This window comes from Xanthomonas rydalmerensis (assembly GCF_033170385.1).
Classification (GTDB): Bacteria; Pseudomonadota; Gammaproteobacteria; order Xanthomonadales; family Xanthomonadaceae; genus Xanthomonas_A; species Xanthomonas_A rydalmerensis.
The window spans coordinates 3343384-3365869 of record NZ_CP126170.1 but is presented as its reverse complement, the minus strand read 5'-3'; the positions used below and the strand labels follow the sequence as shown (position 1 = coordinate 3365869).

21 protein-coding genes and 2 tRNA genes are annotated in these 22486 nt (G+C 67.3%); 22 read left to right on the top strand and 1 reads right to left on the bottom strand.

The window, feature by feature from the left end; translation table 11 throughout:
- Nucleotides 1–116: 116 nt before the first annotated feature.
- The 4 genes from trpA to QN245_RS14070 all read left to right on the top strand — a co-directional run bounded on the left by trpA (nt 117) and on the right by QN245_RS14070 (nt 4690).
- A complete protein-coding gene (gene trpA, locus QN245_RS14085) occupies nt 117–920 on the top strand; it encodes a tryptophan synthase subunit alpha (RefSeq protein WP_317843462.1) in 804 nt (267 codons plus the stop codon).
- A 341-nt stretch (nt 921–1261) separates the two neighbouring features.
- Nucleotides 1262–2152, top strand: a complete 891-nt coding sequence (accD, locus tag QN245_RS14080; protein WP_184449314.1) for an acetyl-CoA carboxylase, carboxyltransferase subunit beta — start codon at nt 1262–1264, stop codon at nt 2150–2152.
- A 124-nt stretch (nt 2153–2276) separates the two neighbouring features.
- The gene (gene glmM / locus QN245_RS14075; protein ID WP_317843461.1) at nt 2277–3620 is read left to right on the top strand and encodes a phosphoglucosamine mutase; all 1344 of its coding nucleotides are present in this window, start codon (nt 2277–2279) and stop codon (nt 3618–3620) included.
- A 116-nt stretch (nt 3621–3736) separates the two neighbouring features.
- The gene (locus QN245_RS14070) at nt 3737–4690 is read left to right on the top strand and encodes an isopenicillin N synthase family dioxygenase (protein ID WP_184449317.1); all 954 of its coding nucleotides are present in this window, start codon (nt 3737–3739) and stop codon (nt 4688–4690) included.
- A 96-nt stretch (nt 4691–4786) separates the two neighbouring features.
- Here the strand turns inward: QN245_RS14070 and QN245_RS14065 are convergent, their stop codons facing one another.
- Nucleotides 4787–5596, bottom strand: coding sequence for an SDR family NAD(P)-dependent oxidoreductase (locus QN245_RS14065; protein ID WP_317843460.1), 810 nt, complete (start codon nt 5594–5596; stop codon nt 4787–4789).
- A 113-nt stretch (nt 5597–5709) separates the two neighbouring features.
- On the opposite strand from QN245_RS14065, the gene tpiA reads away from it, so the two are divergent.
- The 18 genes from tpiA to QN245_RS13975 all read left to right on the top strand — a co-directional run bounded on the left by tpiA (nt 5710) and on the right by QN245_RS13975 (nt 22385).
- A complete protein-coding gene (tpiA, locus tag QN245_RS14060) occupies nt 5710–6471 on the top strand; it encodes a triose-phosphate isomerase (protein ID WP_317843459.1) in 762 nt (253 codons plus the stop codon).
- Nucleotides 6472–6533: 62 nt separating this feature from the next.
- A complete protein-coding gene (secG, locus tag QN245_RS14055; protein ID WP_184449389.1) occupies nt 6534–6968 on the top strand; it encodes a preprotein translocase subunit SecG in 435 nt (144 codons plus the stop codon).
- A 51-nt stretch (nt 6969–7019) separates the two neighbouring features.
- Nucleotides 7020–7104: transfer RNA gene (locus QN245_RS14050), tRNA-Leu, on the top strand.
- Nucleotides 7105–7211: 107 nt separating this feature from the next.
- Nucleotides 7212–7568: an NADH-quinone oxidoreductase subunit A gene (locus QN245_RS14045; RefSeq protein WP_010343005.1), complete on the top strand. Its 357-nt coding sequence runs from the start codon at nt 7212–7214 to the stop codon at nt 7566–7568.
- Complete coding sequence (locus QN245_RS14040; protein WP_010343006.1) at nt 7559–8113, top strand: NuoB/complex I 20 kDa subunit family protein; 555 nt, start codon at nt 7559–7561, stop codon at nt 8111–8113. Before QN245_RS14045 ends, QN245_RS14040 begins: the two co-directional genes overlap by 10 nt.
- 32 nt (nt 8114–8145) lie before the next feature.
- Nucleotides 8146–8895 carry an NADH-quinone oxidoreductase subunit C gene (locus QN245_RS14035; RefSeq protein ID WP_184449321.1) on the top strand — a complete coding sequence of 250 codons (750 nt, stop codon included), beginning with the start codon at nt 8146–8148 and terminating at the stop codon, nt 8893–8895.
- Nucleotides 8892–10199, top strand: a complete 1308-nt coding sequence (locus QN245_RS14030; RefSeq protein WP_160969878.1) for an NADH-quinone oxidoreductase subunit D — start codon at nt 8892–8894, stop codon at nt 10197–10199. Before QN245_RS14035 ends, QN245_RS14030 begins: the two co-directional genes overlap by 4 nt.
- Complete coding sequence (gene nuoE / locus QN245_RS14025; RefSeq protein ID WP_048489486.1) at nt 10196–10723, top strand: NADH-quinone oxidoreductase subunit NuoE; 528 nt, start codon at nt 10196–10198, stop codon at nt 10721–10723. Before QN245_RS14030 ends, nuoE begins: the two co-directional genes overlap by 4 nt.
- 5 nt (nt 10724–10728) lie before the next feature.
- Nucleotides 10729–12072 carry an NADH-quinone oxidoreductase subunit NuoF gene (nuoF, locus tag QN245_RS14020; RefSeq protein ID WP_184643688.1) on the top strand — a complete coding sequence of 448 codons (1344 nt, stop codon included), beginning with the start codon at nt 10729–10731 and terminating at the stop codon, nt 12070–12072.
- On the top strand, nt 12069–14318 hold the full coding sequence (nuoG, locus tag QN245_RS14015; RefSeq protein WP_317843458.1) for an NADH-quinone oxidoreductase subunit NuoG: 2250 nt from the start codon (nt 12069–12071) through the stop codon (nt 14316–14318). Before nuoF ends, nuoG begins: the two co-directional genes overlap by 4 nt.
- On the top strand, nt 14315–15406 hold the full coding sequence (gene nuoH, locus QN245_RS14010) for an NADH-quinone oxidoreductase subunit NuoH (protein ID WP_184643684.1): 1092 nt from the start codon (nt 14315–14317) through the stop codon (nt 15404–15406). The genes nuoG and nuoH overlap by 4 nt, the downstream gene beginning before the upstream one ends.
- A 3-nt stretch (nt 15407–15409) precedes the next feature.
- Nucleotides 15410–15898, top strand: a complete 489-nt coding sequence (gene nuoI / locus QN245_RS14005) for an NADH-quinone oxidoreductase subunit NuoI (RefSeq protein ID WP_010343013.1) — start codon at nt 15410–15412, stop codon at nt 15896–15898.
- A 9-nt stretch (nt 15899–15907) separates the two neighbouring features.
- A complete protein-coding gene (locus QN245_RS14000; RefSeq protein ID WP_160969870.1) occupies nt 15908–16555 on the top strand; it encodes an NADH-quinone oxidoreductase subunit J in 648 nt (215 codons plus the stop codon).
- Nucleotides 16552–16857 (top strand): NADH-quinone oxidoreductase subunit NuoK, encoded by a 306-nt coding sequence (gene nuoK, locus QN245_RS13995; protein ID WP_017908131.1) that lies wholly within the window; start codon nt 16552–16554, stop codon nt 16855–16857. The genes QN245_RS14000 and nuoK overlap by 4 nt, the downstream gene beginning before the upstream one ends.
- 7 nt (nt 16858–16864) lie before the next feature.
- Nucleotides 16865–19066, top strand: a complete 2202-nt coding sequence (gene nuoL, locus QN245_RS13990) for an NADH-quinone oxidoreductase subunit L (RefSeq protein WP_317843457.1) — start codon at nt 16865–16867, stop codon at nt 19064–19066.
- Nucleotides 19067–19086: 20 nt separating this feature from the next.
- Nucleotides 19087–20589, top strand: a complete 1503-nt coding sequence (locus QN245_RS13985; RefSeq protein ID WP_184449331.1) for an NADH-quinone oxidoreductase subunit M — start codon at nt 19087–19089, stop codon at nt 20587–20589.
- A 36-nt stretch (nt 20590–20625) separates the two neighbouring features.
- Nucleotides 20626–22101 carry an NADH-quinone oxidoreductase subunit NuoN gene (nuoN, locus tag QN245_RS13980; RefSeq protein WP_167087552.1) on the top strand — a complete coding sequence of 492 codons (1476 nt, stop codon included), beginning with the start codon at nt 20626–20628 and terminating at the stop codon, nt 22099–22101.
- A 207-nt stretch (nt 22102–22308) separates the two neighbouring features.
- Nucleotides 22309–22385 (top strand) — tRNA-Met (locus QN245_RS13975).
- The last annotated feature ends 101 nt before the right edge of the window (nt 22386–22486 follow it).

Genomic DNA, 22486 nt, shown 5'->3' with positions numbered 1-22486 from the left:
CGGGAGAAGGTGGCGCGAAGCGCCGGATGAGGATACGGGCGCAGCCCCGTGCACTCACGTTTCCTTACCCTCACCGCAACCCCTCTTCCTCCGGGAGAGGGGCGCATAGGTCCCACATGAAGCGCATCGCCGATACATTCGCCCGACTCGATTCCCGACGCCGCAAGGCCCTGATCCCCTTCCTCACCGCCGGTGATCCGTCGCTGGATGCGACCGTGCCGGCGATGCACGCGCTGGTCGAGGCCGGTGCCGATGTGATCGAGCTGGGCGTGCCGTTCTCCGACCCGATGGCCGACGGCCCGACCATCCAGCGCAGCTCCGAGCGCGCGCTGGCGCGCGGCGCCGGCCTGCGCTACGTGCTGGAGACGGTCAGCGCGTTCCGCCGCGACGACGCGACCACCCCGGTGGTGCTGATGGGCTACCTCAACCCGGTCGAGATCCACGGCACGGCGCGCTTCGCCGAGGAAGCGGTGGCTGCCGGCGTGGACGGCGTGCTGCTGGTCGATCTGCCGCCGGAGGAATCGGCCGAAACTCTGGCCATCTTCGCCGAGACCGGGCTGGACCTGATCGTGCTGGCCTCGCCGACCACCAGCGATGCGCGCATCGACCTGTTGTGCGATGCAGCGCGTGGTTATCTGTACTACGTCAGCTTCGCCGGCGTGACCGGCGCCGACCGCCTGGATACCCGCGCCGCCGGCGATCGCCTGCGCCAGCTGCGCGCGCGCTGCGCGGTGCCGGTTGTGGCCGGCTTTGGCATCAAGGACGCCGCCAGCGCCAAGGCCATGGCGGTCGACGCCGACGGGGTGGTGGTCGGCAGCGCGCTGGTCGCGGCGCTGGCCGAGGCGACCAGTCCGCAGGCCGCGCGCGACGCCGCCCTGGCGTTCCTGACGCCGCTGCGGCAGGCACTGGACGCGGGCTGAGCCACGCCTGGTCTGTATGCGAACGCCCGCCTTGCGCGGGCGTTCGCGTTTGCGGCGATGCCGCATCCCGCTGTCCATGCGAATCCTGCGGCGCACGCATGGCGGCTCGGATGGCGCACACGGCCGCTGGTCCGGTCCGGTCGTCGCCTGCCCAGGGTGGCTGCGGCGACGCCGCAGGTCACGCGGTGGGTGAGGCGCGACAGGGCGCCCGGCTGGCGATCCGCGCCGATGCCTGCCGGCCTGGCCGCTCCATGCGCCACCGTCTGCAGGCCAGCGGGGGACCGAGTTAGACTGTCGCCCCTCTGCGGCTCTCGCGGCCGCCCAATGGATCGTCACATCGCATGAGTTGGCTCAGCAAATTGATGCCTTCGGGCATTCGCACCGACAACACGCCCAGCAAGAAGCGCAGCGTTCCTGAAGGTTTGTGGGAGAAGTGCCCCAACTGCAGCGCCGTGCTGTACCGGCCGGAGCTGGAGGAGAACCTGGAGGTGTGCCCGAAGTGCGGCCACCACATGGCGATCCGCGCGCGCGCGCGCCTGGCTGCGTTGTTTGACGCCGACACCGCGCCGACCGAGATCGGTGCGCGCCTGGGCCCGACCGACGCGCTCAAGTTCAAGGACCAGAAGAAGTACGGCGAGCGCATCAAGGCCTCGCAGAAGAGCACCGGCGAATACGACGCGCTGGTGGCGATGCAGGGCTTGCTCAAGGGCCAGCCGCTGGTCGCGGCCTCGTTCGATTTCGCCTTCATGGGCGGTTCGATGGGCTCGGTGGTCGGCGAGCGTTTCGCCCTGGCCGCGGAGACCGCGCTGAAGATCGGCGCGCCGTTCGTGTGCTTCTCTGCCAGCGGCGGCGCGCGCATGCAGGAAGGCCTGTTCTCGCTGATGCAGATGGCCAAGACCTCGGCCGCGCTCGGTCGCCTGCGCGAAGCCGGCCTGCCGTACGTATCGGTGCTGACCCATCCCACCACCGGTGGCGTGTCGGCCAGCTTCGCCATGCTCGGCGACATCAACATCGCCGAGCCGTACGCGCTGATCGGCTTCGCCGGCCCACGGGTGATCGAGCAGACGGTGCGCGAGACCCTGCCGGAAGGCTTCCAGCGCTCGGAGTTCCTGCTCGAGCACGGCGCCATCGACCAGATCTGCGACCGCCGCGAACTGCGCGACCGCCTGTCCGAACTGCTGGCGCTGATGATGCGGCAGCCGACCCCGGCGAAGACGGAAGCGCTGGCATGACCAGCGCCGGGATTCGGGATGCGGGATGCGGGAATCGTGGCGCTGCGCGTGCCCGGTTCGCTGAGTTCGCTCGGATCCCGTGCGTTGAACGAATCCCGAATTCCGAATCCCGAATCCCGTTCCGATGAGCCAACGCAAATACTTCGGCACCGACGGCATCCGTGGCCGGGTCGGGCAGGGCGCGATTTCCGCCGATTTCGTGATGCGCCTGGGCAATGCGCTGGGTCGCGTGCTGGTCGCCGGCGGTACCGCACGGCCGACCGTGGTGATCGGCAAGGACACGCGCATCTCCGGCTACATGTTCGAGTCGGCGCTGGAGGCTGGGTTGGTCGCGGCCGGCGCCAACGTGCAGTTGCTCGGGCCGATGCCGACCCCGGCGGTGGCGTTTCTCACGCTCACCCTCGGCGCCGATGCCGGCATCGTCATCAGCGCCTCGCACAATCCGCACTACGACAACGGCATCAAGTTCTTTTCCGCCCACGGCGAGAAGCTCGACGACGCCACCGAGCAGGCGATCGAGGCCGCGCTGGACGCGCCGTTCGCCACGGTCGAGTCCGAGCGCCTGGGCAAGGCGATGCGCGCGCGCGAGGCGATCGGCCGCTACATCGAGTTCTGCAAGGCCAGCGTGCCGCGCGGTTTCGACCTGCGCGGGCTGAAGCTGGTGCTGGACTGCGCGCACGGCGCGACCTACCACATCGCGCCGCTGCTGTTCCGCGAACTGGGTGCGGAGGTGATCGCGATCGGCGCGGCGCCGGACGGGCTCAACATCAACGCCGGCGTCGGTTCGATGCACATCGACAATCTTGCCGCCAACGTGCGCGACCATGGCGCGCACCTGGGCATCGCCTTCGACGGCGACGGCGACCGGGTGCTGATGGCCGACGACCAGGGCAACCCGGTCGATGGCGACGGCCTGCTGTACGTGCTGGCCTGCGGCTGGCAGGCCAGTGGCCGCTTGCACGGCCCGGTGGTCGGCACGCTGATGACCAACTACGGCCTGGAACGGGCGCTGGCCGCGTTGCAGGTGCCGTTCCTGCGCGCCAAGGTCGGCGACCGCCACGTGCACCAGGCGCTGGTCGAACAGGGCGGGGTGCTTGGCGGCGAGGCTTCCGGGCACATGCTGTGCCTGGATCGCGCCACCACCGGCGACGCCATCGTCAGCGCGCTGCAGGTGCTGGAAGTGCTCAAGCGCTCGCGGCAGACCCTGCGGCAGGCGCTGGCCGGGCTGCAGAGGGTGCCGCAGCAGACCGTCAACGTGCGCCTGCAGCCGGGCGTGCGCCCGCTCGAGGCCGACACCGTGAAGGCCGCGCTGGCCGCGGCGCAGGCGGCGGTGCAGGGGCGCGGACGTGCCTTCCTGCGCGCCTCCGGCACCGAGCCGGTGGTGCGGGTCACGGTCGAGGCCGACGATGCCGCGCTGATGCGGCAGACCCTGGACGCGCTGGCCGAGGCGGTCCGTGACGCGGCGTGAGTCGATCGCCATTGCCCTCTTCGTGATCGTCGCCAAGGCGGTCACGTTCTACCTGCTGTATCGCCTGCTGCGCTGAGCGCGGCGTTTGTCCCCTTCACGAGATGACGGTTCCTGCCATGACTGCGCGCATTCCCACCCTCGACATCACCCGCTTCAGCGATCCTTCCAGTGCGCGCGACCGCGACGCCTTCGTCGCCGAACTGGGCGCGGCCTACCGCGAGTGGGGCTTCGCCGGCATCCGCAACCACGGTATCGCCCAGGCGCAGATCGACGCGGCCTACGACGTGTTCAAGGCGTTCTTCGCCCTGCCCGAAGAGACCAAGCGCAAATACCACCTGCCCGGCAGCGGCGGCGCGCGCGGCTACACCGCCTTCGGCGTGGAGACCGCCAAGGACTCCAAGCATTTCGACCTGAAGGAGTTCTGGCACATCGGCCGCGAGATCGCCGACGACTCCCCGTACCGCGCGGTGATGCCGCCGAACCTGTGGCCGAGCGAGGTGCCCGGTTTCCGCACCCACGGCTACGGCCTGTACCAGGCGCTGGACCAGCTCGGTGCGCGCGTGCTGTCGGCGCTGGCCCTGCACATCGGCCTGCCCGAGCACTACTTCGTCGACAAGACCGATTCGGGCAATTCGATCCTGCGCCCGATCCATTACCCGCCGATCACCGCCGACGACATTCCCAACGTGCGCGCCGGCGCCCACGAGGACATCAACCTGATCACCCTGCTGGTCGGCGCCAGCGCCGCCGGTCTGGAAGTGAAGTCCAAGCAGGGCGAGTGGGTGCCGTTCACCTCCGATGCCGACACCATCGTGGTCAACATCGGCGACATGCTGCAGCGCCTGACCAACCACGTGTATCCCTCGACCACCCACCGCGTGGTCAACCCGCCGGGCGAGCAGGCACGCCAGCCGCGCTACTCGGTGCCGTTCTTCCTGCACCCGAACCCGGACTTCGTGATCGACGTGCTGCCGTCCTGCGTCAGCGCCGACAACCCCAGCCGCTATCCCGAGCCGATCACCGCGCAGGGGTATCTGGAAGAGCGGTTGCGCGAAATCAAGCTGAAGTGAGGCGGGGAGTCGGGAGTGGGGATTGGGGATTCGCAAGAGCGGATCCCGCGCGGGGTGGCAGATCGCGGCTATCCCGCTTTTGCCAATCCCGGCTCCCTAATCCCCAATCCCAGCATTTCTGATCCGTCCCGAGCCGCGGCCCATCAGCCGCAGCAACAAGGCATTGGGCAGTAGCGCGGTCAGGCCGAGCAGGGCGCGGTAGACCGCGCCGGGGACCACCCGCACCTTGCCGCGTTCGGCGCCGTCGATGCCGGCGCGGGCCACCGCGGCGGTCTGCAGCCAGATCCAGCGCGGTAGCGCGTTCATCTGTTCACGGTTGCCGGTGACGTCGTGGAACTCGGACCAGGTGAAGCCGGGGCACAGCGCGCAGACGCCGACCCCGCGGTCGGCGTTCTCCAGGGCCAGCGATTCGCTGAAGCGCAGCATGAAGCTCTTCGCCGCCGCGTACAGGGTGTGGCCGTCGGCGCCGGGGACCAGGGCGGCGAACGAGGCGACATTGAGGATGCGGCCGTGGCCGCTGGCGCGCAGCGCCGGCAGCAGCCGCCAGGTCAGTTCGCACACGGCGCCGACCATCACCTGCAGGAACGCCGCGTGCACCGCCCAGTCCTGGGCGATGTAGCGGCCGGGCACGCCGTAGCCGGCGTTGTTGACCAGGATCCGCACTGCCAGCCCGCGCCGTTCGATCTCGGCCACCAGTGCGGCCGGCGCGGCCGGATCGGCCAGGTCGGCGACCAGCACCTCCACCGGCACCTGCGGCCGCAGTTCGGCGGCCAGCGCCTGCAACTGTGCCTCGCGGCGCGCGGTCAGGATCAGCGGCACGCCGCGGCGGGCGTATTCGCGGGCGATCTCGCGGCCGATGCCGCTGGAGGCGCCGGTGATCAGGGCGTAGCCGGGGAACTGGGTCATGGCGGTCTCTGGCATGGAGCAGGCGGCGGGGGAGGGCGGGGCGGTGGGGACGATGCCTGCCCTTGGCGGCGCATCGGCTATCCTCTCGGCACTTTTTCGCCGGAGATGCGCCGATGCGACGCAAGATCGTAGCCGGAAACTGGAAATTGCATGGAACCCGCCACTTCGCTGCCGCCCTGGTGCGGGAGATCGTCGCCGGGCTGCACGCGGCCGAGCACGAGGTGGAGGTGGTGATTTTGCCGCCGCTGCCGTACCTGGGCGACCTGATCGAGCATTTCGAGGACCGGCTGCTGCGCTTCGGCGCGCAGGACGTCAGCAGCAACGAGAAGGGCGCCTATACCGGCGAGGTGTCGGCGGCGATGCTGGTCGACGTGGGCGCCGACTACGGTCTGGTCGGGCATTCGGAGCGGCGCCAGTACCATCAGGAGAGCAGCGAACTGGTCGCGCGCAAGTTCGCCGCCGCCCTGCACGCCGGGCTGGTCCCGATCCTGTGCGTGGGCGAGACCCTGGAGCAGCGCGAGGCCGGGCGCACCGAGGCGGTCATCGCCGCGCAACTGGCGCCGGTGCTGGAGCTGGTCGGCGCCGAGGGCTTCGCCCGGGCCGTGGTGGCCTACGAGCCGGTCTGGGCGATCGGCACCGGCCGCACCGCCAGCCCGGCGCAGGCGCAGGCGGTGCATGCGTTCATCCGTGGCGAAGTGGCGGCCCGCGATGCTAGAATCGCGGATTCGTTGCCGATCCTGTATGGCGGCAGCGTCAAGCCCGACAACGCGGCCGAGCTGTTCGCACAGCCGGATGTCGATGGCGGGCTGGTAGGCGGCGCCTCGCTGGTCGCCGCGGAATTTCTGGCCATCGTGCGAGCGGCGGCCGCCTGTTGAGCGAACGGCTGCCGATGGCGGCCGTTCGTCCCCCAAGTCGTACTGTCCGGACGGATTTCGAAATGCTGATGGTCATCCTCAATGTGGTCTACGTGCTGGTGGCGATCGCGATGATCGCGCTGATCCTGATGCAGCGCGGCGCCGGTGCGGCGGCGGGTTCCGGGTTCGGCGCCGGCGCGTCCGGCACGGTGTTCGGATCGCGCGGCGCGTCCAACTTCCTGTCCAAGTCGACCAAGTGGCTGGCGGTGGTGTTCTTCGCCATCAGCCTGTTCATGGCCTGGTACGCCGGCCACAGTGCGCGTCCGGCCGACGCCAACCTGGGCGTGATGTCGCAGTCCGCCACCCCGGCGCCGGCCGCGCCGGCCGGCGAGTTGTCGGTCCCGCAGGCGCCGTCGGCCGCCGCCGCGGCTCCGGCGGCGCCCGCCGCCGCCCCGGCTGCCCAGCAGGCGCCGGAAAAAGCGCAAGAAAAGTCGCCTGCCCCGTCGCAGAAAGACTGAAGACGGTTACAATATGCTGCGCGGCGGGATTGCCGCGCAGGTTTTACGCAAGCCCAGGTGGCGGAATTGGTAGACGCACTACCTTGAGGTGGTAGCGACTTAGGTCGTAGGGGTTCGAGTCCCCTCTTGGGCACCATTGTTTGGCTACGGTTTCTGCGCAAGGGCGTCACGCCTCTGCCCGGAGAATCGTCTATCCCATGCCTGCGCGGCACGCGCGCGGGCACAGGCAAGAGAGAATTGCGAGTGCTGGCCGAATATTTGCCGACCCTGCTGTTTCTGATCGTGGCCACCGGTATCGGCGTCGCGCTGATGCTGGTGGGGCGCTTCCTCGGTCCCCGGCGTCCCGACCTGAAGAAGCTCTCGCCGTACGAGTGCGGCTTCGAGGCCTTCGAGGACGCGCGCATGAAGTTCGACGTGCGCTACTACCTGATCGCCATCCAGTTCATCGTCTTCGATCTGGAAATCATCTTCATCGTGCCGTGGACGCAGGTGTTCATGGACCTGGGCGCTCGCTCCCTGGTCACCATGGGCCTGTTCGTCGGCATGTTGTTCCTCGGTTTTGTCTACGTGTGGAAGAAGGGAGCGCTGGAATGGGAGTGATTCAGACCCTGGATCGCCTGATGACCAACCCGATCCCGGAAGGGCGGGTGGACGACATCCTGCGTCCCGAAGGCGAGAACCCGCTGCTGGAAAAGGGCTACGTCACCACCAGCGTCGACGCGCTGCTGAACTGGGCGCGCACCGGCTCGATGTGGCCGATGACCTTCGGCCTGGCCTGCTGCGCGGTCGAGATGATGCACGCCGGCGCCGCGCGCCTGGACCTGGACCGCTACGGCGTGGTGTTCCGCCCGTCGCCGCGCCAGTCCGACGTGATGATCGTCGCCGGCACCCTGGTCAACAAGATGGCCCCGGCGCTGCGCAAGGTCTACGACCAGATGCCGGACCCGAAGTGGGTCATCTCGATGGGCAGCTGCGCCAACGGCGGCGGCTACTACCATTACTCGTATTCGGTGGTGCGCGGTTGCGACCGCATCGTGCCGGTGGACGTCTATGTCCCCGGTTGCCCGCCGACCGCCGAGGCCCTGGTCTACGGCATCTTGCAGTTGCAGAAGAAGATCTGGCGAACCCAGACCATCGCGCGCTGATTCCTCTTTCCTCGAGAGCACGCCAAGCCCCCATGGCAGAGCAAGCATCTTCCTTTAGCGACCGACTCGGCGCCCGTTTCCCCGGCAGCCAGGTCTTCGTGGCCCTTCCGCGCGGCGAAGTCACCCTGGAAGTGCCGGCCGACGCCTGGCACGCCACCTGCCTGGCGCTGCGCGACGAGTTCGGTTTCGAACAGCTGTCCGACCTGTGCGGCGTGGACTACCTGGGCTACGGCAGCGACGAGTGGGATACCTCGGACGTGTCCTCGCACGGCTTCAGCCGCGGCGTCGAAGGCAAGGCCGTGGGCCGTTTCGCCTGGGGCGAGTTTCCCAGTGGCGAGGCCGCCGGCGGCGCGCAGCCGTTGCCGGTCCCTCAGCAGCGCTACGCCGTGCTGGCGCAGTTGATCTCCTACCGCCACAACCAGCGCCTGCGCGTGCGTTGCTACGCGCCGAACGAAGACCTGCCGGTGGTGGCCTCGGTCACCGACATCTGGCCGGGCGCGAACTGGTTCGAGCGCGAGGCGTTCGACCTGTTCGGCGTGGTGTTCTCCGGTCACCCGGACCTGCGCCGCATCCTCACCGACTACGGCTTCGTCGGTCATCCGTTCCGCAAGGATTTCCCGCTGATCGGCAACGTCGAAGTGCGCTACGACGAAGAGAAGCAGCGCGTGATCTACGAGCCGGTGACCTCGGTGGAGCCGCGCGTGGGCGTGCCGCGTGTGATCCGCGACGATGCGCGCTACCAGACCGCGGCGGGCGAAGCACAGAAGGAGTCCGCCAAGTGAGCGAGTACCACCAGGCGCACGACGGGTTCGCCAGCAATCCTGCCGAAGCCAAGCAGGAGATCCGCAACTACACGATGAACTTCGGCCCGCAGCATCCGGCCGCGCACGGCGTGCTGCGCCTGATCCTCGAGATGGACGGCGAGACCGTGGTCCGCGCCGATCCGCACATCGGCCTGCTGCACCGTGGCACCGAGAAGCTGGCCGAGTCCAAGCCGTTCAACCAGTCGATCGGCTACATGGATCGCCTGGACTACGTGTCGATGATGTGCAACGAGCACGCCTACGTGCGTGCGATCGAGACCCTGATGGGGATCGAGGCGCCGGAGCGTGCGCAGTACATCCGCACCATGTTCGACGAGATCACCCGCATCCTGAACCACCTGATGTGGGTCGGCTCCAACGGCCTGGATCTGGGCGCGATGGCGGTGATGCTGTACGCGTTCCGCGAGCGCGAAGAGCTGATGGACGTGTACGAGGCGGTGTCGGGCGCGCGCATGCACGCGACCTACTACCGTCCGGGCGGCGTCTACCGCGACCTGCCGGACCGCATGCCGAAGTACCAGGAATCGCGCTGGCACAAGGGCAATGCGCTGAAGCGGCTCAATGCCGCGCGCGAAGGCTCGATGCTCGACTTCCTGGAAGACTTCACCAATACCTTCCCGGGCCGCGTCGACGAGTACGAAACGCTGCTCACCGACAACCGCATCTGGAAGCAGCGCACCGTCGGCATCGGCGTGGTCACGCCGGAGCAGGCCTACGGCTGGGGCATGACCGGCGTGATGCTGCGCGGCTCGGGCATCGCCTGGGATCTGCGCAAGAAGCAGCCCTACGCCAAGTATGACAGCGTCGATTTCGACATCCCGCTCGGCACTAACGGCGACTGCTACGACCGCTACCTGGTGCGCGTGGCCGAGATGCGCGAGTCCAACCGCATCATCAAGCAGTGCGTGCAGTGGCTGAAGGCCAACCCGGGCCCGGTCATGGTCGAGAACTTCAAGGTGGCGCCGCCCAAGCGCGCCGATATGAAGGACGACATGGAAGCGCTGATCCACCACTTCAAGCTGTTCAGCGAAGGCTACTGCGTGCCGGCCGGCGAGACCTACTGCGCGGTCGAAGCGCCGAAGGGCGAGTTCGGCTGCTACCTGATGTCCGACGGCGCCAACAAGCCGTTCCGCGTGCACCTGCGCGCGCCGGGCTTCGCCCATCTGTCGTCGATGGACGCGATCGTGCGCGGCCACATGCTGGCCGACGTGGTGGCGATGATTGGTACCTATGATCTGGTGTTTGGTGAGGTCGACCGATGAAGGCGACAGGTAATTTCGAAGCGGCGCGCGACGTCGATCCGATGGTGGTGCTGAGCGACAAGACGCGCGCGCACATCGATCACTGGCTGGCCAAGTTCCCGCCGGACCGCAAGCGCTCGGCGGTGCTGCAGGGCTTGCACGCGGCGCAGGAACAGAACCAGGGCTGGCTGACCGACGAGTTGATCGCCGGCGTGGCCAAGTACCTGGAACTGCCGCCGGTGTGGGCCTACGAGGTCGCCAGCTTCTACTCGATGTTCGAGACCGAGAAGGTCGGCCGCAACAACGTCGCGTTCTGCACCAACATCAGCTGCTGGCTCAACGGTGCCGAGGACCTGGTCGCGCACGCCGAGAAGAAGCTCGGCTGCAAGCTGGGCCAGTCCACCGCCGACGGCCGCGTCTACCTCAAGCGCGAGGAAGAATGCCTGGCCGGTTGCGCAGGCGCGCCGATGATGGTCATCAACGGCCACTACCACGAGCATCTGACCAAGGACAAGGTCGACGAATTGCTGGACGGGTTGGAGTAACGGCAATGGCACAGCATCCCCACGCTCCCACCGGTCCGGTCGGCCCCGCGCCGCAGCCGCACCAGGTGGTGTACACCACGCTGCACTACGACACCCCGTGGTCCTACGAAAGCTACCTGAAGACCGGTGGCTACGCTGCGCTGCGCAAGATCCTCGAAGAGAAGATCCCGCCGGAGCAGGTGATCGAGATGGTCAAGCAGTCGAACCTGCGCGGCCGTGGCGGCGCCGGCTTCCCGACCGGCCTGAAGTGGTCGTTCATGCCCAAGGGCGCGCCGCAGAAGTACATCCTGTGCAACTCGGACGAGTCCGAGCCGGGTACCTGCAAGGACCGCGACATCCTGCGCTACAACCCGCATTCGGTGGTGGAGGGCATGGCCATCGCCTGCTACGCCACCGGCTCCACCGTGGGCTACAACTACCTGCGCGGCGAGTTCCACCACGAGCCGTTCGAGAACTTCGAACAGGCCCTGGCCGATGCCTACGCCAATGGCTGGCTGGGCAAGGACATCCTCGGCAGCGGCATCGACATCGACATCTATGGCGCGCTGGGCGCCGGCGCCTACATCTGCGGCGAAGAGACCGCGCTGATGGAGTCGCTGGAAGGCAAGAAGGGCCAGCCGCGCTACAAGCCGCCGTTCCCGGCCAACTTCGGCCTGTACGGCAAGCCGTCGACGATCAACAACACCGAGACCTACGCCTCGGTGCCGGCGATCATCCGCAACGGCCCGGAATGGTTCCTGGGGCTGAGCAAGACCAAGAACGGCGGCCCGAAGATCTTTTCGGTCTCCGGATGCGTGCAGAAGGGCGGCAACTTCGAGGTGCCGCTGGGCACCACCTTCGACGAACTGCTGGAAATGGCCGGCGGGCTGAAGCCGGGCCGCACCCTCAAGGGCGCGATCCCGGGCGGCGTGTCGATGCCGGTGCTGAAGGCTGAGCAGCTCAAGGGCCTGCAGATGGACTACGACACCCTGCGCGCGCTGGGCACCGGCCTGGGCTCGGGCGCGATCGTGGTGCTGGACGACAGCGTGTGCTGCGTGAAGTTCGCCTGCCGCATCTCGCAGTTCTTCCACAAGGAGTCCTGCGGCCAGTGCACCCCGTGCCGCGAAGGCACCGGCTGGATGCACCGCGTGCTGGAGCGCATCGTCGCCGGCAAGGCGACGATGGAAGACCTGCACCAGCTGCGCACCGTCGCCGGGCAGATCGAAGGCCACACCATCTGCGCCTTCGGCGAGGCGGCGGCCTGGCCGATCCAGGGCTTCCTGCGCCAGTTCTGGGACGAATTCGAGTACTACATCGTCAACGGTCATTCGATGGTTGACGGCAAGAAGGTGGAGGCAGCCGCCGCATGAGCGCGCAACCCAACAATCCCGGCGCGACCCCCGCGGTCGTGCCGGAAGGCCATGTGACCGTCGAGATCGACGGCCAGTCGCTGGTCGTGCCGAAGGGCTCGATGATCATCCAGGCCGCCGACAAGGCCGGCATTCCGATCCCGCGCTTCTGCTACCACGAGAAGCTGCCGATCGCGGCCAACTGCCGCATGTGCCTGGTCGACGTCGAGAAGTCGCCCAAGCCGTCGCCGGCCTGCGCCACGCCGGTCATGGACGGCATGAAGGTGCAGACGCGCAGCGACAAGGCGCTGAAGTACCAGCGCAGCGTCATGGAATTCCTGCTGATCAACCATCCGCTGGACTGCCCGATCTGCGATCAGGGCGGCGAGTGCGAGTTGCAGGACGTGTCGCTGGGCTATGGCCGCTCGGTCAGCCGCTTCAACGAGCGCAAGCGCGTGGTGCCGGACGAGGACATCGGGCCGCTGGTCGCCACCGAGATGACCCGCTGCATCCAGTGCACGCGCTGCGTGCGCTTCACCGCTGACATCGCCGGCACCTACGAGCTGGGCGGCATGTACCGCGGCGAGAACCTGCAGATCGGCACCTACGACGGCAAGCCGCTGACCACCGAGCTGTCCGGCAACGTGGTCGACGTGTGCCCGGTGGGCGCGCTGACCAACAAGGTGTTCCAGTTCCGTGCGCGCCCCTGGGAACTGGTGGCGCGCGAGTCGCTGGGCTACCACGACGCGATGGGCTCCAACCTGTTCCTGCACGTGCGCCGCGGCGAAGTGCTGCGCACCGTGCCGCGCGACAACGAAGCGGTCAACGAGTGCTGGCTGTCCGACCGCGACCGCTACTCGCACCAGGGCCTGTACGCCGAGGACCGCGCACTGCGGCCGATGCGCAAGGTCGACGGGCAGTGGCGCGAGGTGTCGTGGGCCGAAGGGCTTTCCGCCGCGAGCGAGATCCTCAAGGCCAACCGTGGCGACGCGCTGGGCGTGCTCGCGCATCCGTCCACCTCCAACGAGGAGGGCGCGCTGCTGGCGCGCCTGGCCGAGGGCCTGGACAGCGGCAACCTCGATCACCGCGTGTACAACCGCGACTTCTCCGATGCCGCGCTGGTCGAGCCGTTCGCGCTGCCGCTGGCGGAGATCGAGCAGGCCGACGTGGTGGTGATCCTGGGCAGCAACCTGCGCCATGAACTGCCGCTGCTGCATGCACGCCTGCGCAAGGCGCGGATGCAGCGCCAGACCAAGGTGTATTCGATCAATCCGGTCGATTTCGATGTGGCCTTCGACCAGGCCGGCCGCCAGATCGTGGCGCCGTCGAAGTTCGCCGAAGCGTTGGCCGATGGCGCGCTGCGCGAAGCGGTGCAGGGTGCCGGCCGTGCGGTGCTGATCGTCGGCGCGCTGGTGGAGAACCATCCGCAGGCCGCCGCACTGCGTGCGGGTGCGCGCGACTTCGCCGCCGCCACCGGCGCGGCGCTGTGCCGCATCCCGCAGGGCGCCAACGCGCTCGGCCTGTCGCGCTACGGCGTGTTGCCGCGCGGCCGCAACGCCGCGGCGATGCTGGCCGAACCGCGCAGCGCCTATGTGCTTTACGGCCTGGAGCCGGGGCTGGACTTCGCCGACGCCGCGGCCGCGCGCAGCGCTCTGGCCGGTGCCAAGGTGGTGGCGTTCAGCCACTTCGCCTGCGCCTCCACCCGTGACGTGGCCGACGTGATCCTGCCGATCGGCGCGCTGCCGGAAATCGAGGCGACGTTGACCAACCTCAACGGCAGCGACCAGCGCACCCGCGCCGGTGGCAAGCTGCCGGGCGAGGCCCGCGAGGGCTGGCGCGTGCTGCGCGCGCTCGGCGGCGAGCTGGGCCTGCCCGGCTTCGAGTTCATCGACCTGGCCGGGCTGCGCGATGGCCTGCAGCCGCGCGAGGTTGCCGCGGCAAGCTCGGCGCAGCCGGCGCGCCAGGACGAGGGCCTGGAACTGGCCGCCAGTCCGGCGATCTACCGCACCGATGCGGTGGTGCGCCGCGCGCAGGCGCTGCAGCAGCATCCGCTGAACCGCGCGCCGGGCATCGCGCTGCATCCGGACGAGGCGGCGCGCTTGGGCCTGAGCGACGGACAGATGGTCAAGGTCGGCACCGCGGCGGGTAGCGCCACGTTGCCGCTGGCGACGGACAAGCGGGTCGCGCCGGGCGCGGCCTGGATCGAAACGGGCCACGGCGCGACCGCGCCGCTGGGCGCCGGTCGGGTGACGGTGGTGGCTGCATGAACGAGATGCTGTTGAACGTGGTCGACCCGCTGCACCAGTGGTTCCTCGGCCTGGGCGCCCTCGGCGTGGTCCTGTGGATCGTGCTGAAGATCCTGCTGATCGCCATGCCGGTGATCATCTCGGTGGCGTTCTACGTGGTCTGGGAGCGCAAGCTGATCGGCTGGATGCACGTGCGCCACGGGCCGATGTACGTGGGCATGGGCATCTTCCAGGCCTTCGCCGACGTGTTCAAGCTGCTGTTCAAGGAAATCATCCAGCCCAGCAGCTCGCACAAGGCGATGTTCGTGATCGCGCCGCTGATCACCCTGGCGCCGGCCTTCGCCGCCTGGGCGGTGGTGCCGTTCGACGCCAAGCTGGTGCTGTCCAACGCCAACGCCGGCCTGCTGTACCTGCTGGCGATGACCTCGCTGGGCGTGTACGGCATCATCCTCGCCGGCTGGGCGTCCAACTCCAAGTACGCCTTCCTCGGCGCGATGCGCTCGGCGGCGCAGGTGGTCAGCTACGAGATCGCGATGGGCTTCGCCCTGGTCGGTGTGATGATCGCCGCCGGCAGCCTGAACCTGAGCACGATCGTGCAGGCGCAGGCCGGCAGCTCCGGGTTCTTCAGCTGGTTCCTGATCCCGCTGTTCCCACTGTTCATCGTGTACTGGGTGTCCGGCGTGGCCGAGACCAACCGCGCGCCGTTCGACGTGGTCGAAGGCGAGTCGGAAATCGTCGCCGGCCACATGGTCGAGTATTCGGGCGGTGCGTTCGCGCTGTTCTTCCTGGCCGAATACGCCAACATGATCCTGGTCAGCTTCCTGGTCTCGATCTTCTTCCTGGGCGGCTGGCTGAGCCCGATCCAGGGCTGGGTCACCGCGGACGTGTCGCCGTGGGTCAACTGGATCTGGACCGGCGGCTGGCCGTGGCTGCTGATGAAGGTGCTGTTCTTCGCCAGCGCGTACATCTGGTTCCGCGCCAGCTTCCCGCGCTACCGCTACGACCAGATCATGCGCCTGGGCTGGAAGGTGTTCATTCCGTTGACGATCGTGTGGATCGCGGTGACGGCATTGATGGTGTTCTACGGTGTGATCCACAGGGGTGTGTAAGCGATGAATAAAGTCACCCATTACTTCAAGAGCCTGTTGCTGCTCGAGCTGCTCGGCGGCCTGTGGCTGACCTTGAAGTACACGTTCCGTCCCAAGTACACCGTGCTGTACCCGATGGAGAAGTTCCCGCAGTCGCCGCGCTTCCGCGGCCTGCACGCGCTGCGCCGCTATCCCAACGGCGAAGAACGCTGCATCGCCTGCAAGCTGTGCGAGGCGGTGTGCCCGGCGCTGGCGATCACCATCGACTCGACCAAGCGCGAGGACGGCACCCGCCGCACCACCCGCTACGACATCGACCTGTTCAAGTGCATCTACTGCGGCTTCTGCGAGGAAAGCTGCCCGGTGGATTCGATCGTGGAGACCCAGGTGCTGGAGTACCACTTCGAGAAGCGCGGCGAGAACATCGTCACCAAGCCGCAGTTGCTGGCGATCGGAGACCGGCTCGAGGCCGAGATCGCCGAGCGCCGTGCTGCCGACGCTCCCTTCCGCTGAGGTTCCGAAATGGATTGGGTCAATATCGCTTTCTGGATCTTCGCCACCATCGCCGCGGTCGCCGCCGGCGCGGTGATCAGCGTGCGCAACCCCGTGTACGCGGTGCTGTGCCTGATCCTGACGTTCTTCTCCATTGCCTGCGTGTGGCTGCTGGTGGGCGCCGAATTCCTCGGCGTGACCCTGGTGCTGGTCTACGTCGGCGCGGTGATGGTGCTGTTCCTGTTCGTGGTGATGATGCTGGACATCGACACCGCCCGCATGCGCGAAGGCTGGGTGCGCTACCTGCCGGTCGGCCTGGTGGTCGCGGTGGCGATGCTGGTGCAGATGGTCACCCTGATCGGCGTGAAGGCGCGCAGTGCGGCGCCGTTCCCGGCCGACAACGCCGCGGCCCAGGCCGCCGACACCTCCAACATCACCTGGCTGGCCAAGACCCTGTTCACCCAGTTCCTGCTGCCGTTCGAGTTCGCCGCGATCATCCTGACCGTGGCGGTCGTCGCCGCGGTGATGCTGACCCTGCGCAAGCGCACCGGCATCAAGACCCAGAACCCGGGCGAGCAGTCGCGGGTCAAGGCCAGCGACCGCCTGCGCATCGTCAAGATGGACGCCGAGAAGCCCACGCTCCACACTCCGCCGGCATCGCAGGAGGGCCAGCCATGATTTCCCTAGGCCATCTGCTGGCGCTCGGCGCGGTGCTGTTCTGCATCGCCCTGGCCGGCATCTTCCTCAACCGCAAGAACGTCATCGTGCTGCTGATGTCGATCGAGCTGATGCTGCTGTCGGTCAACATCAACTTCGTCGCCTTCTCGCGCGAGCTCGGCGACGCCGCCGGCCAGTTGTTCGTGTTCTTCATCCTGACCGTGGCCGCGGCCGAAGCCGCCATCGGCCTCGCGATCCTGGTGACGCTGTTCCGTACCCGCCACACGATCAACGTGGCCGAAGTCGATTCGCTGAAGGGCTGACCTGCAGATGGAAATTACGCTCTCCAAGAGTCTGCTGATCGCGGTGGTGCTGGCCCCGCTGGTCGGCAGCATCATCGCCGGCCTGTTCGGCCGTCAGGTCGGTCGCAAGGGCGCACAGTTCGCCACCATCCTCGGCGTGGCGGTCAGTTGCGCGCTGTCGTGCTGGACCCTGTACCAGTTGGTCGGGCAGGGCGCGTCGCCGTTCAACCAGAACCTCTACACCTTCTTCGAGGTCGGCCACTATTCGGCCCACGTCGGCTTCATGGTCGACCGCCTGACCGCGATGATGATGGTGGTGGTGACCTTCGTGTCGCTGCTGGTGCACATCTACACCATCGGCTACATGGCCGACGATCCGGGCTACCAGCGCTTCTTCAGCTACATCTCGCTGTTCACCTTCTCGATGCTGAGCCTGGTGATGAGCAACAACTTCCTGCAGCTGTTCTTCGGCTGGGAAGCGGTGGGCCTGGTGTCGTACCTGCTGATCGGGTTCTGGTTCAAGCGCCCGACCGCGGTGTTCGCCAACATGAAGGCGTTCCTGGTCAACCGCGTCGGCGATTTCGGCTTCCTGCTCGGCATCGCCCTGGTGCTGTATGTGTTTGGCACGCTCGATTATTCGCTGGTGTTCTCGAACGCCACGACCATGGTCGGCGGCACCATCACCGTGTGGACCGGCGCCATCACCATCCCGTTCGCAGAGAACGTCATCCATCTCACCGATCCGTGGGTATGGTCGGTGCCGACGATGATCTGCATCTGCCTGTTCATCGGCGCTATGGGCAAGTCGGCGCAGGTTCCGCTGCATGTGTGGCTGCCGGACTCGATGGAAGGCCCGACCCCGATCTCGGCGCTGATCCATGCCGCGACCATGGTCACCGCCGGCATCTTCATGGTGGCGCGCATGTCGCCGCTGTTCGAGTTGTCGCAGACCGCGCTGAACTTCGTGCTGTTCATCGGTGCCACCACCGCGTTCTTCACCGGCCTGATCGGCATCGTGCAGAACGACATCAAGCGCGTGGTCGCCTACTCGACGCTGTCGCAGCTGGGCTACATGACCGTGGCGTTGGGCGTGTCGGCGTACTCGGCGGCGGTGTTCCACCTGATGACCCACGCCTTCTTCAAGGCGCTGCTGTTCCTGGCGGCCGGCTCGGTGATCATCGGCATGCACCATGAGCAGGACATGCGCAAGATGGGCGGCCTGCGCAAGTACATGCCGATCACCTACTGGACCAGCGTGATCGGCACCCTGGCGCTGGTCGGCACCCCGTTCTTTGCCGGCTTCTATTCCAAGGACACCATCATCGAGGCGGCCCAGCACCACGCCGAGGGTGCGCCGTTCTGGAGCATCGCCAGCTACGGCTACTGGGCGGTGCTGGGTGGCGTGCTGATCACCAGCTTCTACAGCTTCCGCTTGCTGTTCCTGACCTTCCACGGCCAGGAGCGCTTCCGCGATGCGCATGCGCACGACGTGCACGCCCACCACGACAGCGCCCACACCGATGCAGAGGCGCAGTCCCACGCACACGATGCGCACGACGCGCATGCGCATGACGACCACCACGGCCATCATGGCGCGCACGAACCGCACGAGTCGCCGTGGGTGGTGACGGTGCCGCTGATCCTGCTGGCGATCCCGTCGATCGCGATCGGCTTCTTCACCATCGGCCCGATGCTGTTCGGCACCGACTGGGCGGGGCACCATGCCGCGGCGGCGATCAAGGGCCAGGCGGTCAGCTTCTTCACCGGCATCGTCGATTTCTACGATCCGGCACGCGACACCGTCGGCGCCCTGGCCGAGGAGTTCCACGGCCCGGTCGCGTTCGCGCTGCACGGCCTGACCCAGCCACCGTTCTTCCTCACCCTGGCCGGTTTCGCCCTGGCGTGGATCCTGTACCTGTGGAAGCCGGAACTGGCGGCGAAGGCGCGCAAGACCTTCTCGCTGCCGGTGTGGATCCTCGAGAACAAGTACGGTTTCGACAAGCTCTGGATCGGCGGTTTCGCCGGCGGCGGCGTGCGCCTGGGCAAGGTGTCGCGCGCGGTGGATACGCATGTCGTGGAGGGCGTCATGGTCAACGGCACCGCACGCGTGATCGACCTGGCGGCCAACCTGCTGCGTCGCACGCAATCCGGTTTCCTCTATCACTACGCCTTCGCGATGATCGTCGGTCTCATTGCCCTGCTGGGCGTGCTGATGCATTTCTGGCGTTGACCTGTACGGAATAAGAACACGTGTCGAACTGGCCTCTACTCTCCATCCTGATCTGGCTGCCGATCATCGGCGGCGCCCTGGTGCTCGCCCTGCGTGATGCGCGTGCGGCGCGCTGGGCGTCGCTGCTGGTGGCGTTGCTGACCTTCGCGCTCAGCCTGCCGCTGCTCACCGGTTTCGACTACGCCAGCGACGCGCTGCAGTTCGTCGAGACCCACGCCTGGATCCCGGCGTACGACATCGGCTACAACCTCGGCGCCGACGGCATCGCGGTGGCGCTGATCGTGCTGACCACGCTGGTCACGGTGCTGGCGCTGATCGGCGCGTGGACCTCGATCGACAAGCGCGTCAACCAGTACGTGGCCGCGTTCCTGATCCTGGAAGGCGTCACCGTCGGCATCTTCTCCGCCACCGACGCGATGCTGTTCTACGTGTTCTTCGAGGCGATGCTGATCCCGATGTTCCTGATCATCGGCATCTGGGGCGGCCCGCGCCGCATCTACGCCGCGGTCAAGTTCTTCCTGTACACCTTCCTCGGCTCGGTGCTGATGCTGGTCGGGTTGATCTACCTGTACCTGAAGGGCGGCAGCTTCCAGCTCGCCGACCTGTACCAGCTGTCGCTGACCTCGAAGGAACAGACCTGGCTGTTCTTCGCCTTCCTGGTCGCCTTCGCAGTCAAGGTGCCGATGTTCCCGGTGCACACCTGGCTGCCGGACGCGCACGTGGAAGCGCCGACCGCCGGTTCGGTGATCCTGGCGGCGATCGCGCTGAAGATCGGCGGTTACGGTTTCCTGCGCTTCAACCTGCCGATCCTGCCCGACGCCAGCAACGAATGGGCGTGGCTGGTGATCGCGCTGTCGCTGATCGCGGTGATCTACGTCGGCCTGGTCGCGCTGGTCCAGGAGGATATGAAGAAGCTGATCGCGTACTCGTCGATCGCGCACATGGGCTTCGTTACCCTCGGTACCTTCGTCGCCTTCGCGCTGGTCGCCTCCGGTAGTGGCGATGCCGCCCGGCTGGCGCTGCAGGGCTCGATGGTGCAGATGATCTCGCACGGTTTCGTGTCCGGCGCCATGTTCTCCTGCGTCGGCGTGCTGTACGACCGCATGCACACCCGCCGCATCGCCGACTACGGCGGCGTGGCCAACGTGATGCCGTGGTTTGCCGCGTTCGCGATGCTGTTTTTCATGGCCAACGCCGGCCTGCCTGGCACCAGCGGCTTCGTCGGTGAGTTCATGGTCATTCTGGCCAGCTTCCAGTCGCATCCGCTGCAGGCCTTCGCGGCGGCTACCACGCTGGTGATCGGCGCCGCCTACACCCTGTGGCTGTACAAGCGCGTGTTCTTCGGCGAAGTCGCCAATGCGCACGTGGCCGAGCTGAAGGACATCAACGGCCGCGAGGCGCTGGTGCTGGGCGTGTTCGCGCTCGGCGTGCTGGCCCTGGGCCTGTATCCGAAGCCGTTGACCGACCTGATGGAGCCCTCGATCGCGAAGCTGGCGGCGCAGATCGCCACCAGCAAGCTGTAAGCGGCCGTCGAGCGTATTGATTCCAGAGATTTGATGATGACCACCCCTGCGCTTCTGCCTCTGACCACCGTCGACCTGCCGCCCCTGCTGCCCGAGCTGGTGCTGACGGCCGGTGCCTTCTTCCTGCTGATGCTCGATCTGTTCATCAGCGAGCGCAACAAGGCCTGGACCCACATCGTCTCGGTGGCGATCCTGGTCGCGGTGTTCGCGATGCTGCTGGCCGGCGTGGGCGGGCAGGGCGAGGTGTTCAACGGCATGTTCGTGCGCGACGCCGCCGCCGACGTGATGAAGACGGTGATCGTCGGCCTCAGCGCGCTGACCCTGATCTATGGCTGGAGCTACCTGCGCGAGCGCAAGCTGTACCAGGGCGAGATCCCGGTGCTGGTGCTGTTCGCCACGGTCGGCATGATGATCCTGGTCTCGGCCGGCAGCCTGCTGATGGTCTACCTGGGCCTGGAACTGCTGGCGCTGTGCTCCTACGCGCTGGTCGCCTCCAACCGCGACAACGGCATGGCCACCGAAGCGGCGATGAAGTACATCGTGCTCGGTTCGCTGGCCTCCGGCCTGCTGCTGTACGGCATGTCGCTGATCTACGGCGCCACCGGCACGCTGAGCCTGAGCGGCATCCACGAAGCGATCGGCAACGGCCGCGAGCACATGCTGCTGCTCACCGGTACGGTGTTCATGATCGCCGGCGTCGCCTTCAAGCTCGGCGCCGCGCCGTTCCACATGTGGCTGCCGGACGTCTACCAGGGCGCCCCGGCGCCGATCGCGCTGTTCATCAGCTCGGCGTCCAAGCTGGCCGCGTTCGGCATGGCCTACCGCCTGCTGGAAGTGGGCGTGGGCCCGCTGGCGGCGCAGTGGCACTGGGTCATCGGCGGCCTGGCGGCGCTGTCGCTGGTGGTCGGCAACCTGATGGCGGTGGCGCAGAGCAACCTCAAGCGCATGCTGGCGTACTCCACGGTCTCGCACATCGGCTTCCTGCTGCTGGGCGTGGCCGGTGGTGGCGAGCGCGGCTACGCGGCGGCGCTGTTCTACGCGATCTGCTACGCGGTGATGTCCACGGCTTCGTTCGGCGCGATCATCGCGCTGTCGCGCAAGGGCTTCGAAGCCGAGAACATCGACGACTTCAAGGGCCTGAACGCGCGCAACCCGTGGATGGCGTTGCTGGTGCTGTGCATCATGGCCTCGCTGGCCGGCGTGCCGCCGTTCCTGGGCTTCTGGGCCAAGCTGGCGGTGCTGGGCGCGGTGGTCGCAGTGCCCGACCAGAATCTGTGGTGGACCGGCCTGGCCGTGCTGTCGGTGCTGTGCGCGGTGATCGGTGCCTTCTACTACCTGCGCGTGATCAAGGTGATGTACTTCGACGAGCCGGTCGGCACGCCGCTGCCGGCCAACGACGACCGCGTGCTGAGTGTGGCGCTGGGCGTCAACGCGCTCGGCCTGCTGGCCTTCGGCCTGGCCTGGAGCCCGCTGATGGCGTGGTGCCAGCGCGCCTTCGCGCACCTGGCCTGATCGCGAAAGGGCGGTTTTCCCGCTGTTTTACGCCAACGCCGCCGCAAGGCGGCGTTGGCTTTTTTGCATTCGGCGATGCGATTGGTGTTTCGTTTTCCATCGCGTGCGGTTATCATGGCGTCCTTCGAACGGCAGCGTCGCTACCGCATCGAGATGAAAATCAGGGCTTGCAATTGACGCACTGATTCTTCATAATTCCGCTTCTGCTGCGGGGTGGAGCAGTCTGGCAGCTCGTCGGGCTCATAACCCGAAGGTCGCAGGTTCAAATCCTGCCCCCGCTACCATATTTGTCTGCAGCGGCAACCAGTTCATCGGTTGTCTGCGGCAGGGAAGTTTGGGCTTCGCGATGACGCATGTTCCCGTCGTCGCAACCGGAATCCAGCGT